The organism is Planctomycetaceae bacterium, assembly GCA_041398785.1.
Classification (GTDB): Bacteria; Planctomycetota; Planctomycetia; order Planctomycetales; family Planctomycetaceae; genus JAWKUA01.
This window is the reverse complement of the sequence record JAWKUA010000026.1, coordinates 42,065-55,762: the sequence shown is the minus strand read 5'-3', so window position 1 is coordinate 55,762 and position 13,698 is coordinate 42,065. Positions and strand designations below refer to the sequence as shown.

Here is a 13,698-nt window from a genome sequence, read left to right as displayed (position 1 = left end):
TTCAGGCGCTGGATCCGTCCCCCGGTCGATCGGCGTTGCTCGACGGCTGCGAGTCTGTGGGGTCGGTGGAGACGTGCTCAGCAGCTTCCGCGGGCTTGCGGGCCGGGACGCCGTGAGGCGTGAACATGGCGACCAGGACGATTCCAACGGTCACCAGAGCCATCCCGACCCACAGGGCGGGGTTCACGTCGACCAGATCCTTCAGCTTCAGCCAGGCATAGATGCCATTGACCGTCACGGCTCCTCCGAACACGATCGGCATCACCAGAGCCGTGTTGCCCTTGCTGGCAATCACCGCATTGGTCAGCGAGAGAGCACCCAGAGCTCCCAGCGTGCCGGCCCAGAACCCCCAGTTCATCGCCGGAAACGAAGCGCCGCCGTAGCTGAAACTGTCGCCCTTGAGTTTCATCGCCACGAGACCGCCGCCGATTGCCCAGGCCAGATAGGCGACACCGATAAACACGTACGGTTTGAACGGGCTCCATTCACCGGCGGGAGCTCTGGCTTTGGTCAGCGTCGGACCGTACAGACCCCAGCAAATCGCAGTCCCCAGTGCAAAGGCGATCGGAATCAACAGTCCCTTCATGGCGTCCTCAATGGAATAAAGCCTAAACGGTGAATTGTGAAACGCAGGTTTACGGAAGAACTTGGGAATGTCGCTGGCCGGGAAGGCGGCGTCGACGAAGCCTGTCCGGGGGACACAGCCTTTCCGACGGTGTGGGGGATTGCGGACGGACATTTCGGGGAACGAAGCCGCGTCAGTCGTTGACCGCGGCAGCTTTCGCGTGCCGCCTGGCACCGCGGATGCGTAGCACCCGGATGTGCCGAAAATGGTGCGCCGGGAGCTCGCGACGGCGGCATGATAGCGGTCGCAACCGATGAGTGCATCCAATCCCAAAGTCGGTAAAGGCACGGGTTTTGCAAATTCACTCAGAATCGCCCTTTTCCCAAAAAATCGGCAACGATACGATTCCGCCCTTCAAGTTCGGCGGTTTCCGGGCGCTCGGACTCGTTCGACAGGACGGGCGATCAGGCGGCTGTTGACACAGGAAACGACCAATGCACAGACGGCGTTGCTAACGTTTTCAGGAGGATCCTCGACTTCCCGCGTCGGACGGCTGGACGCGGTCGGAGCGAGGAAATCGCTGCTCACCGGCCACCGTCGATCATCGTGAGGCCGGGTCGCTTCGTTGCCGAGACTGCCGGTTTTCGCGAAGTTTCGCTTCCCGCGTTCGCACGCCACGGCAGGACCGGTACCAGATTTCTTTTTTCTGTGCGGATGTTCCGCCTGGCTTAACACTTGTGTTCTTCGTTCGACACTCAGGACGGCTGGAGAAATGACTGACCTTCGTCGTGTACGCAACATCGGGATTTCCGCCCACATCGATTCCGGCAAGACGACGCTGACAGAGCGAATGCTCTATTACTGCGGACGAATTCACAAAATTCGGGACGTCAAGGGCGGTGACGGCGGCGCGACCATGGACCACATGGAACTGGAGCGTGAGCGCGGCATTACGATCACGTCCGCCGCGACGCGTGTCGCCTGGAAAAACGATAAGCTGAAGATTCCCGAACACGTCATCAATGTCATCGACACACCAGGACACGTCGACTTCACCGTCGAAGTGGAACGCAGCCTGCGCGTGCTGGATGGCGCTATTCTGGTGCTGTGTTCGGTCGGCGGCGTTCAGAGCCAGTCGCTGACGGTCGACCGTCAGATGAAGCGCTACGGAGTTCCGCGAATTGCGTTCATCAACAAGATGGACCGCACCGGAGCCAACCCGAAAAAGGTGATGGCTCAGATGAAGGAAAAGCTGAAGACGAATGCGATCCCGCTGCAGATTCCCATCGGCGTGGAATCCGCGTTCGAAGGAGTGGTCGATCTGATTCGCATGGAAGCCATCTATTTCAAGGGCGAAGAAGGCGAAATCGTCGAACGCAAGCCGATTCCGGACGACCTCAGGGACGCCGCACAGACCGCGCGCACGGAGATGCTGGAGGAACTGTCGCACTTCGACGACGCATTGATGGAAACGCTGCTGGAAGAAGGCGAAGTGGCTGAGGCCGACATCCGCCGCATCGTTCGATCGGCAACGCTTGCTCAGCAGGTGACGCCCGTGCTGATGGGCAGCGCCTTTAAGAACAAGGCCGTTCAGGAAGCGCTCGACGCCGTCACTATGTACCTGCCGTGCCCGACCGACGTTGATGTCTATGCCAACGACAACAGCCAGCCGGCAGACGAAGAAGGCAAGCATCCAAAAGTCCGGCTGACAAATCAGGCCGGCGATCCGATGGTGGCCATGGCGTTCAAGACGGTCGTGGAAGCCTTCGGTCAGCTGACCTACATGCGCATCTATCAGGGCGTGATCAAGAAGGGTGAAAGCTACACCAACGCACGAACCGGCCGCGCAACGCGGTTCGGCCGAATGGTGCGAATGCACGCCAACGATCGCGAAGACATCGAAGAAGCGTCAGCCGGTGACATCATCGCTGTCGTCGGTGTCGACTGCGCGTCCGGGGACACGTTCCTGGGCAGTGGTATCGAATACTCGCTGGAAAATATCTTCGTCGCGGAACCCGTGATTCGACTGTCGATCGAACCGAAAAAGCGCGACGACGCAGACAAGCTCGGCAAGGCTTTAGAACGCTTCCGCCGCGAAGATCCGACGTTTCAGGTGCAGACCGACGAAGAAACCGGCCAGACACTGATCGCCGGCATGGGTCAGTTGCATCTGGACGTTTACGTCGAACGCATCAAACGCGAATACAAGTGCGAATGCCTGATCGGCGAACCGCGTGTGTCCTACAAGGAACGTCCCACCAAGTCGGTGGAATTCAACCACAAGCACAAGAAGCAGACCGGCGGTTCCGGCCAGTACGCTCACGTAGTCGGCCTGATGGAACCGCTGCCGGAGAATTCGGAGCACCGCTATGAGTTCGCTGATGAGATCTCCGGCGGTCGCATCCCGCGAGAATACATCGGGTCGTGCGACTCCGGCTTCCAGATGGCACTCGACAAAGGGCCGCTGGGCGAATACGAAGTCGTCGGTGTCAAGATGTACCTGCGGGACGGCAGTTATCACGACGTGGACTCATCCGAAATGGCATTCAAGATCGCGTCGCGCGACTGCATGAAGGACACTCTGAAGAAAGCCAACATGGCTCTCCTGGAACCCATCATGAAGCTGGAAATCGAAACTCCCGATGAGTTTCAGGGAGCCGTCACCGGCCACCTGTCCAGCAAGCGCGGCATCGTCACGTCTTCGGAAGTGAACGACGCCATATGCATTATTCTGGCGGAAGTCCCGCTTGCGGAAATGTTCGACTACGCCAATGAAATCCGCTCCATGACTCAGGGCAAGGGCACCTTCAGCATGGAGTTCCTGTGCTATCGCCAGGCTCCGAAGAACATTCAGGAAGAAGTCCTGAAGAAGCGCCGTGCGGAGAAGGAACTCGTCAGGAAATAGACCGTTCGCCGGTGCGCGATCAGTCAACTCCTCTGCGTCGAAGGCCAGCGAGCGCCTAACGCGCGAAGTCGGTTCGATGGCTGAACCCGCATGCGGCGCTCTGGCGACGCAGACTCTCAGTATGCCTCCGGAGAACCCAGTTGGCCTTTTGCGAGCGAGAAGCCGCTTGTGCGGGTTCGCTTGCCCGTGGCCCCGTCGTGAAGGCCACGGGGTGACTCATTTGCAAACAACCGCGTTCAGAATTGCGGGATCACCTCGCCGTCAGCCATCGCCGACAGGAGTTCGAAGACTCGCGGATCGATGTTTTCGGAGACAAACCGCACGGAACCGTCCGCGAGGCCGACGTTGACGCCGCCGCGATAGGGACCGCCGATTCCGTCGGGGCCGTTGATATACGGCTTTGTCGTCAGAGAGCGGATGGAAGCGTTGCCGCCCGCCATCCACGGTCCGAAGTCACCGCTGGCTTCGCTGGTCATAATCGTGTTGGAAGTCCCGTCGGTGATGTCGCGGATTCTGGTCTTGCGGTTGTAGCCGAAGACTCCAGCTCGCTTGCTGGTGACGGGAAGCATGGGAGCGTCTTTGCCGACTCCGGCAATGCCCACGTAGTGAGTTTCACCGGGACCGACCACCGCCGCGACGCTGCCTGGGTTCAGGTAGGACGGGACACGAGTCATCGCTCCGCGTTCGTTGGATGCGTCATCCCAGCTTTCTTCGAAGTCAATCGTCTGATACAGCGGTTGCTGTTCAAGGAACGGCAGTATCGCGGCCAGCCAGCTTATGCGTTCTTCCGGCTTAAGCTTCTCGTTGGGGTGAGTTCCCGACGGAAAGCTGCCATAGACGTCGTGATAGTTGTGCAGCGCCAGAGCAATCTGTTTCAGGTTGTTTCGCGACTGAGTGCGCCGTGCGGCTTCGCGAGCCTGCTGAATGGCGGGCAGCAGCAGAGCGGTTCCGATGGCGGCTGTCGCCAGTCCGCTGCCTTCGCCGATGCTGCCGATGAACGGAATTCCGGGAAGAGACTGACGCGACGTAATATGAATGCCGTCACTGTCCGAAGTGGTCACGGTGACGTTCGGGAACAGAGGACGCACGATCAATTCCGCGGGCGGCAGGTCGGCGATCGTAATCGGAAGTTCCGCGTCACGCGGCAGGATGCGTTCCTCCTTCAGCGCCGCCTGTCCGCCCGACAGGAAGAACGGTGCCAGCTTCATCAGAGTGTGCCAACTGACTCGCGGATCGCCGACGGTGATGGACGTAAAGGATTTCGGCAAAGTCTCGAACGCCTCAGCCTGTTCCGCGGTTGGTTTCCACGAAGTTAGTTTGCCGTCGATTCGCATCAGAGCTGCTTCAACCGACTGAGGCATCAGTCCCGCGATGAGCCAGCCGTTGTCGATACACAACGCTCCCGCCTGAACATCGCCGAACTGCATCAGCACCAGTTCGCGTCCGGATTTTTCTGAACGGTGGACTCGGAAGTCGCCGCGTGATGCCTGTTCCGCCTGCAGCAGCAGTTTGTTGATCGTTTCCGTCAGCGTGTTCGCGTCCCTGACCTGCAGCATGACTCCCATGCCCGTGCCGAGGAATCCCTGGTCCGGGTCGGAATAGATACAGACGATGTCGCCCAGCGCGGCGAACAAATCTCGGCCGGGATCAAAGCCGATCATCTGTGGCAGGTTGCTCAAGACTCCATCGACCTGTTCGGCAGCTCCGGGCGGTCCGAAGGCAGCTCCTTCGCGGATCAACTGCGTGACAATGTTCCACAGCGAAGCCATGTCCAATCGCGACGCATTGAAGCCGCTGGTATTGGCCGGCAGCGGCGGCAGGTCGGCCAGAGTCATCGCTTTCTGATCGGACAGCGCCAGCAGCCCTGTGCGTGGTCCGTCGACTTCGATCGCGACCTGCGACCACAGTGATCGGTGGCGGTATCCGTACTGATACGCGGCCGATGTCAGGTTGTGCAGACCGGCCGTTTGCAGAATATCGTCGATCGTCTTTCCTCCCGGTGTCGGAAGCGGCATAGCTCCGTACGCGCTGCGAACGGCTGCGAAGTCCAGCCAGGCGACAGACGTCGTTTCGAAGCTGTCTGTGCCGTAGTTGTACTTCCGCCACAATTCGTTCGATTTCAGATTGGGTGTTTTGCCGTCGGCAACGGAAATCGCTGTGCTAATCGCGTCGATGCCGGCCACGACGACCAGATGCCCGCCTTCGGCCCAGACACCGATTTCCACACCCGGCGAATCCGGTATGACGGCCATTGTTACGCTTCGACCGCTCACAGATTTCGATTCGAACTGTGCCCGAATGGAACCGCCAAGGTTGCGAGCAAGGCCGGTCAGCATCGATTCGAATTTTGCCGCGTCGTGCAGAACCAGCATGGCATGCGGCAGCGGCGGCCCCTGTGCTGAAGGAAGTGAAACGGCCAGTGTCGCCCCGCGCGCTTCGAGGTGTTTCATTGCCTGGTCGACATCCGAGTTCGCTCCCATGCCTGCCTGCTGACCGACGAAATCAATCAGCTTCTCCCAGACATCCATCATGCCGGATTCATACATCGATTCGTATGCGGCCGTCTTTTCCCATGCGGCCTGGTGCCGTTCCGCGCCGTCGTGACCGAGCAACAGCACCGTGTCGGCGGGCAGCAGTTCTTCGACGGGTCGGGATGGTTCGTTCTGCGTCGCCGCGAACGACAGAGTCAGGCCGATTCCAAGAACCGCGGCCAGCAGGCCCCATGAAAACCGCATTTGTCTGGATGACATCCTGTTGAACTCCCTGAATTGATGCTGAAGTGATTGATCCGGTGTGTCGAACATCAGTGTTGTGTCGACGTGCTATTTCACGAACTCCGCTTCGGCGGCGTCGACGAAGCCGTCACCGTTGCGGTCCATCTTTTGGAACTCATCGAAGGTTCCGGGGAACTCCCGCCGCACCAGTTCGCCATCGCTGTTTCGGTCGAGTTTCGTGAACCAGACAGGTGCGCTGCCGCGGGTTGTTGAATCTTGTTCAACGGTTCGACCGGCAGCGCCGGGAAACCGCAATCCCGGAAATTCCGGCTGACCGGGGCCGAACGACAATTGAAAGAGTTGCGGGATTTCGGATTGTGAAACAGCGCCGTCGCCATCGGAATCCCACAGCGGAATCCGGCGAGCCGCCTGAGCGAACTCGCGATCACTGAGCGATTGGCTGCGGTCGAGATCGACGATCTCAAACAGATCGCGGCCTCGGTTGGTCACATCCAATCGCGTGCGACAGCGCGCCGACTGCATGTGGTCGTCAATCACGGCAGCCAGTTCTTCACGGAAGATCTTTCCGTCGCCGTCCTGATCGAACTCGTCAAATGACTGTGCGAAATCACGGCCACGCGCTGCTTCGTCCTTTTCCAGGTATCCGTTGTTGTCCTGATCTGCCGTGGCGAACAGTCGCTGGAGATACTCGCTGGCAGCGTCGGCACCGCTGCCGCTGATTCCGCGATTTCCACCTGGACGTCGTCGATCACGAGGCTTGCCAGACCATCTTCGGATCGGCGTAGCGGAGTGCCATCGGCCGTCGCGCCGGGTGCTGTTTCCACGACGAACTCAACTTCGCGGCGCGATCCGAGTCGCACGATAAGCTCCAGGCTGACCGGCGGACGACGCAGCAGTTCGCGCAGTTCATCGCGGTCCAGCATTCCGTCAGAATCCAGATCGTATGTCCCGAACGTTTCGCTGCTTAATCCCAGTTCCCTCGCACCGAGTTCGCGGCTCAATGTCGCGCGACCGTCGGCGGCAACAGACGGAGCCTTTGCGTAGCGCCGTTCGAATTCACGCAGAACTGCGATCGGCGCGGAGCTGAGTGTGAGATCGATGAATGGCTGTTCGGCTTCCATCATCTGTGGCTCCGCACGGACAAAGTACGGTGTCGGATTTTCGCTCAGTTCCGCGACACTGAAGGCACCGTCGTCGTCCAGATCACGGCGACGCAGTTCCGTCGCGGCGTGCTGAAGTTCAGCGGACGACAGCTTTTCGTCGCCGTCGCCGTCCAGACTCGCGAACAGTTTCGCGCCGACCTGACTTCCGCCGGCGGCAATCTGGCTGGTGTCCGCCATCTGCAGCGGACCCAGCCGGCGGCTCATAAGAAACGCAGTGAACTCTTCGATGGAGAATGCATTGAACGGGTTTCGACGGGCCGACCAGCGAGCTGCGCGGCGAGCGATCCGGGCGGCTTCCGGCGACCGCTGCGTGTCGGCATCGGACGCGGCTTCGGTCAGCTCCGCGAGGTCAAGGCTTCCATCGCCGTTCGTGTCCAGCTCCTGAAACAGCGACGCGACGTGTTCTTTCCAACGACGTTCGAATGGCACACCATCGACTTCGATCCGCAGACGAAGAAAAATCGGCCGGCTGCGATGCAGGTAGACGATGTCCACGAACGCGGGTTTCGATGGAACCGGATTGTCGTCGGCGATCGCGACGGGCGCCGTGAGCAGCATGATGATCGCGACCTGCCGGCCGAAAGCGTTCATGCCAGGATCTCCGTGATCGCTTTGGCTTCGGGATCGGCCAGCCGAATCGGGCGGCCGACGTTGGACATGTTCTGTTTCATCGGGTCAACGCCGACGCACCGAAAGATTGTGGCCATCAGGTCGGCGGCCGACACAGGACGGTCTTTCACGGCCATTCCATCCTCGGTCGTTTCGCCGAAGAACTGGCCTCCGCGAACGCCGCCCCCGCACAGCACTGTGGTCCACGAAACCGCCCAGTGATCGCGCCCCGCGCTGCCGTTGATGCGCGGTGTCCGGCCGAATTCGCCCATCCAGACCACCAGCGTGGAATCCAGCAGCCCGCGAAGGTGCAGGTCTTCCAGCAGCGTCGCCCAGGCCGGGTCGAGTACCGACGTCAGTTGCTTCACAGATTCGAAATTGTTCGTGTGAGTGTCCCAGCCGAAGTTCTGGTTGTTTGTCACTCCGTTCAGCGACACTTCCACAAACGGAACACCGTGTTCGACCAGCCGTCGCGCCAGCAGGCATCCCTGGCCAAACTGGTTTCGCCCATAAGCGTCGCGCAGAGCAGCGTCTTCTTCGTGAAGGTCGAACGCCCGGACCGCCTTTGAACGCATCATGCGCACTGCCTGCAGATAAGCGGACTCATGACTTCCCGCAGGAACGCCCGGGTGAGTCATGCGGAAATCGGTGTCGAAGTCAGCCAGCATGGCCAGACGGCGGTCGGTCTGCAGCGGCGTGACGTTGTCCGGCAGATTCAGATTCTCGACCTTCAGTGACTCGTCGTACGTTGCCTGTTCGTCCCCGACAATCGCCTGCCCGCGTTCTCCCACAACCAGCGGCGATCGTTGCGGTCCCAGAAACCCCGGTCCATATGCCGCAGGACTGAAGTTGCGAAACGGAGAGATGCTGACAAAGTTCGGCAGCGGCGAAGTCTCCGAGCCAAGCTCATTGCTGAGCAGCGATCCAAGCGTCGGATAGTGCACCGGTCCCTGCGGACGATAACCCGTTCGCAGATGGTACGTGGCCCGCGAATGGTCGCCTTCCTGAGTCGACATGGAACGAATGGGAACAACGTGCTGCATCATCTGCGACAGCCTGGGCATCGTTTCGCTGATGTGCATTCCCGGAACCGAAGTGTCGATCGGTTTCAGCGGACCGCCGTTGCGGTGATCCGGTTTGACGTCGAACGTATCGATCTGACTCGGCCCGCCGCTCATCCAAAGCAGAATGACGGAACGACAACGGCTCGTGTCAGTCGCCGTTTGCGCGGCGAGCTGACTCAGCCAGCCGGACATCGAACCCGCCGTGATGCCGGCTGACGCGAGCCGCATCCAGTCGCGACGGCTGAGCACCGGGCGCTCGGTTTCGGGTTTCCATTCTGGCGAGTGTGGCATGGGATCACCTCACGAATTGTCGTTCCAGAACGCCGCAGCGGTCAGTGATTCAGTGAAAACTGGCTGCTGTTCAACAGCATCCAGAACATATCGGCCAGGGCTTCCTTCTCCGTGCGCGAGTCATCGGCGGTGCGCACGTAGTCGACAAAACGCTGCTGCTCATCGGGACTCGGCCGCCGGTTGAGTGTCGCCAGAAACAGGGCTTCCACCTGCTGCGATGTGTCGAAGCCAGGGTACGCGGCGATTCCCGCCAGCGTTCTGCTGGAATTCAGATCCGTCGCATCACTGACGAGTTTGCCGTTCATCATCGACAGCGCCTGTAGCACGGATGTCTGGCGTTCTGTCGGGTCGCTGCGATTGTCCGAAAACTGCTCGATGAACCGGCTGCGAGTTGTCGGCTGAAAACTCATCCGCTGTGTCTGATCGAACGATTCGTGATTTCCCACCGCCTGATCGATGCTGTCGTAGAGCTGTTCCGCCGTCATGCCTTTGACGGACATTCGTGAAAACAGCCACGTGTCCGGTTGTTCGCTGCCGGGTCGAACCGCGCTGGTCAACTGGTAGGTTCTGCTGGCAGTGATTGCTCGCATCAGAAACTTCAGATCGAAGTCGTGCCGCACGAGTTCGCCGGCGAGAAGATCGAGCAGTTCCGGATGAGTGGGCGGATTCGAACTGGAAAAATCGTCGACAGGATGGACGATCCCTTTCCCGAAGAAATGCCCCCACACGCGATTTGCGGCCGTGCGACTGAAGTACGGATTGTCGCCGGACGTAATCCAGTCGGCGAGCGTGATTCGGGGACTGCTGCCGGACGCAATCTGGGGCGATTCTCCTGTCAGAAACGTCGCACGAACAACCTCATTCGTATCCGGAATCGTCAGCGTCTGGCGACCGAACAATTCCTGCAGCCGACCGAGAAGCCCGCCGCCTCCCGAGCGGCGTTCCAGCGATGCAAAGAATGTCGCGTAGCCCCAGAAGTCCTTTCGCTTCCACGTATCAAACGGGTGGTCGTGGCACTGAGCACACTCGATGCGAATTCCCAGAAACATTCGCGACGTCGCAGCGGCCAGGTTCTCCGGTTTGATTTCCTTCGACTGATAGAAGGCGATAGGCGACAACTCACCCTGACGGGAAAACAAATCAACTCCGGCCACCTGCGTCGTCAACAGCTCCCGCACCATGTCATCGTAGGGCGTGTCATCGGCCAGTTTCTGTCGCAGCCACGCCTCAAACCCGGGCAGCATGTAGCGCACCATGAAATCCGTGTCTGCCTCCGGAATCAGCACGGTGCGCCAGAAGTTCGTGGAATTGACGACGTAGTTCGGTCCGTCCAGCAGCTCATCAACCAGCCGCCGACGTTTGTCATCGGTCGTGTCCTCCAGAAAGTCTCTCGCGTCGGCAGCGCGGGGAATTCTGCCGCCAATGTCCAGCCAGACGCGCCGCAGGTACTCCGCGTCGTCCGCCGGACTCGCCGGGACCAGGCCGTTTTCTTTCCATTTTGCCGCGACCAGTTCGTCAATTTGATCGGCAAGTATCTGGACGTCATCCGGAGCGTCCGAGTGCTGTGCCTGGACCGGCAGTCCGCAGACAACCAGACACGCGATCACAATGCCCTGCACAAAGCGCGCGAGATCAAATGACCGCGACCGTCGAACATTCACGCGAACATGAAACGACTTTTGCGGTTGAAAAATATGCGGCAAGTGAGTCATGGAACGAGCGTCCTCCAGTTGCGAACGGCGTCGACGGTACGGGGCCGCGTGCCGTCGTCGGACAGATCCGAAGTGTCCCACAAAGTCAGTTTCCGGTCGCCTCCGGCCGAACACAGGACTGAACCGTCCGGCACGAATCGTACGGAGAATGTGTCGTCGTTACCGCCGAGGCGACGAATGACGCTTGCAGTCTTCAGATCCCAAACGGTGGTCGTACCGTTGTGCTGGCCAGCCGCGAGCAACCGCCCGTCGGGTGACCAGTCCAGCGTGCGCGATCCGGCGGGACCTTTCATGACGGGCAGTTCCTGCTGCGTTTTGACGTCGCTGATTATGATGACGCCGTCTTCGCTGACGGAAGCGAGCCGACTGCCGTCCGGACTGAACACGGCGGCTCGCACGGCCGCCTCATGCGCGGCCAGTTGAGCGATTTCGATAAGTGAACTCGTTTTCCAGAGCTTCACTTCGCCGGGTTTCTGTTCACGCCAGTTACCGCAGCACGTCGCGATGACCCGGCCGTCCGGTGAAAAAGAGATGTCGTAGACCGGCTGGGCGTGAGCGTTGACTTTCTGCTTCAGATCACCCGACGCGACGTCCCAGACAAGCAACTGATTGTCATCGCATCCGGCCGCCAGGATCGTTCCGTCGGGTGAAAACGCGATGGCTCGAACATTCGCGTCGGCCACGAAGGTTCTCATCAGCGAACCGTCAGCGACGTTCCACACCACGACTTCGCTGCTCTTCCAGCCGGCGGCGGCGATCATCCGGCCGTCGAGCGAATACTCCAGACAGTCGATCGTCGTGCCGTTTGGTTCGTTCAAATCCAGTGATGTCTGACCCGAACGAAGATCGACGATTCTGACAAATCCGTCGCGGCCGCCCGCGGCGACATGCCCATCCGTCGGAGAAACCGCCGACGCCCACACCTTGCCCGCGTCGATATCGATCACGGCCAGTGGCGGCTGCAGCGGCTTCATCGCGTGCCAGGTGTTGATCGTTCCGTCGTGGCTGCTGCTGAACAGCGACTTTGAATCGGCGGCGAATAACAGCGACGTGATCGTATCGGTGTGATCGTGAAGCGTTGCTGTCAAAGCCCCCGTTTCGACGTTCCACAGGCGAATCGTTCCGTCAGCATCGCCGGATGCCAGCAGCCTTCCGTGAGACGCGAAGCAGAGCCGCCAGACCATCGCGTCGTGCTTCAGTGACCGCGGCGGCGTCTCCGGAGCGTCAGCGTTCCACAACCGCACCGTTCCATCTTCGCCGGCGCTGGCCAGCAGACGTCCGTCAGGAGAGAACGCCACGTCTCGAATTCGGCCAGCATGACCGTCCAGACTGCTGATTTGCTGCCGTGTTTCCGCGCGCCAAAGCCGCACCGTGCCGTCGTCTCCGGCGGACGCCAGCAGCCGACCGTCGGCAGAAAACGCAACCGCTCGAACCGCCGCGTTGTGACCGGTCAGAACGGCGATTTCGGCGGCGGGATCGGCGTGCCAAAGCCGAACCGTCCCGTCGATTCCGCACGACGCGATTGTGTGACCGTCGGCGGACACGGCAACTCCGACCGCTCGACCGGCATGGCCCGGCAGCACGTTGATCGGTGTCAGATCCGGCAGACTCCACGTGCGAACAGTTCCGTCATCAACAGCGGCAGCCAGCACGTTACCGGCAACCGCCATATCGGAAACCGGCGCGTCGTGGCACTTCGTTCCGGCAACTCGCTGGCGCGTGGTCCGGTCGAACAGAATGACGCAGCCGTCATGAAATGCGGCAATCAGATCGCTGCCCGACGGAGATTCCGCAAGGCACAGAACGTCGGTGGAACCATTCAGCGCGCGAGAAGCCGTGGTTTCGAATTCCATCGCTTCGATGGCAGGTTCGCGGTCGGCTCGCCCATCACCGGCTCCGCCATCGTCCGCTCGACCGAGCGAAAGCTGCATGGCGAGCACACACGCCGATGACGCCAGCGCAAAAAACTGTTTGAATCGATTCGACACGGTCCCGGCATTCTCCCGCAAGTCACGGTTTGCGAACTGGTCGCACACCTGAGAACGTACGCGTGACGATTTGTCTAACGGATTTCCAAAATTCAGCCCCGCGCGAGATTCGCCGAATGAACAAAGCCTTCGTTCGTGAACCGGAACCGGACGGTCGCGCGTTCTGTCCGCGGTGCGGGTCACTGGGCACGCCCGTGAGCAAGCCGACGCTCGACGGGCACATCTCCGCGGTATCGCGACAGCAACTCGGCGACACCGCCTGGTTCTGCGCGTTTCCGACCTGTGACGTGGCGTATTTCGATCTGTTCGAACGGCTTGCTTCTGTCGACGATCTGCAGTCGGCCGTTTATCCGAAGAGTCCTTCCGCCCCGATCTGCGCCTGCTTTGGCTTTACGCTGGATGATATCGAAGCCGACGTTTTGGACGGAACGCCCAGGCGAATTCGGGAACTGCTCGCCAAATCCGCTTCCGATGAAGCTCGCTGCGAAACGCTGGCGGCGGACGGTGAATGCTGCATGAAGGAAGTTCAGCGACTGTACATGAAACGGCGCGCCGAACACGGCGACTAATCCGGATTCTTCAGCACGCTGCAGTAATGACGCGCCCAGATCAAGACGTGACAGCGGCACTGCAGCGTCGCCGGCATACTCGGTGCCTGTCCCGCTT

At 60.3% G+C, this 13,698-nt stretch carries 9 protein-coding genes; 2 read left to right on the top strand and 7 right to left on the bottom strand.

The window, feature by feature from the left end:
• Position 1 precedes the first annotated feature (1 nt).
• On the bottom strand, positions 2-586 hold the full coding sequence (locus R3C19_23305; GenBank protein ID MEZ6063286.1) for a hypothetical protein: 585 nt from the start codon (positions 584-586) through the stop codon (positions 2-4).
• Positions 587-1,337: 751 nt separating this feature from the next.
• Between R3C19_23305 and fusA the strand changes: the two genes are divergently transcribed.
• Entirely contained in the window at positions 1,338-3,470 is a 2,133-nt protein-coding gene (gene fusA / locus R3C19_23300; protein MEZ6063285.1) for an elongation factor G, read from the top strand.
• A 236-nt stretch (positions 3,471-3,706) separates the two neighbouring features.
• Here fusA and R3C19_23295 read toward each other — a convergent pair whose 3' ends face one another.
• The 6 genes from R3C19_23295 to R3C19_23270 all read right to left on the bottom strand — a co-directional run bounded on the left by R3C19_23295 (position 3,707) and on the right by R3C19_23270 (position 13,032).
• Positions 3,707-6,220, bottom strand: a complete 2,514-nt coding sequence (locus R3C19_23295; GenBank protein MEZ6063284.1) for a DUF1559 domain-containing protein — start codon at positions 6,218-6,220, stop codon at positions 3,707-3,709.
• Positions 6,221-6,292: 72 nt separating this feature from the next.
• Positions 6,293-6,742 carry a hypothetical protein gene (locus tag R3C19_23290; GenBank protein ID MEZ6063283.1) on the bottom strand — a complete coding sequence of 150 codons (450 nt, stop codon included), beginning with the start codon at positions 6,740-6,742 and terminating at the stop codon, positions 6,293-6,295.
• A complete protein-coding gene (locus R3C19_23285) occupies positions 6,739-7,959 on the bottom strand; it encodes a hypothetical protein (protein ID MEZ6063282.1) in 1,221 nt (406 codons plus the stop codon). The genes R3C19_23290 and R3C19_23285 overlap by 4 nt, the downstream gene beginning before the upstream one ends.
• Positions 7,956-9,332 (bottom strand): DUF1501 domain-containing protein, encoded by a 1,377-nt coding sequence (locus tag R3C19_23280; protein MEZ6063281.1) that lies wholly within the window; start codon positions 9,330-9,332, stop codon positions 7,956-7,958. The genes R3C19_23285 and R3C19_23280 overlap by 4 nt, the downstream gene beginning before the upstream one ends.
• Positions 9,333-9,373: 41 nt before the next feature.
• Entirely contained in the window at positions 9,374-11,044 is a 1,671-nt protein-coding gene (locus R3C19_23275) for a DUF1549 and DUF1553 domain-containing protein (protein MEZ6063280.1), read from the bottom strand.
• Positions 11,041-13,032 carry a WD40 repeat domain-containing protein gene (locus R3C19_23270; protein ID MEZ6063279.1) on the bottom strand — a complete coding sequence of 664 codons (1,992 nt, stop codon included), beginning with the start codon at positions 13,030-13,032 and terminating at the stop codon, positions 11,041-11,043. The genes R3C19_23275 and R3C19_23270 overlap by 4 nt, the downstream gene beginning before the upstream one ends.
• 116 nt (positions 13,033-13,148) lie before the next feature.
• Between R3C19_23270 and R3C19_23265 the strand changes: the two genes are divergently transcribed.
• Positions 13,149-13,601, top strand: coding sequence for a hypothetical protein (locus tag R3C19_23265; GenBank protein ID MEZ6063278.1), 453 nt, complete (start codon positions 13,149-13,151; stop codon positions 13,599-13,601).
• Positions 13,602-13,698 lie beyond the last annotated feature (97 nt).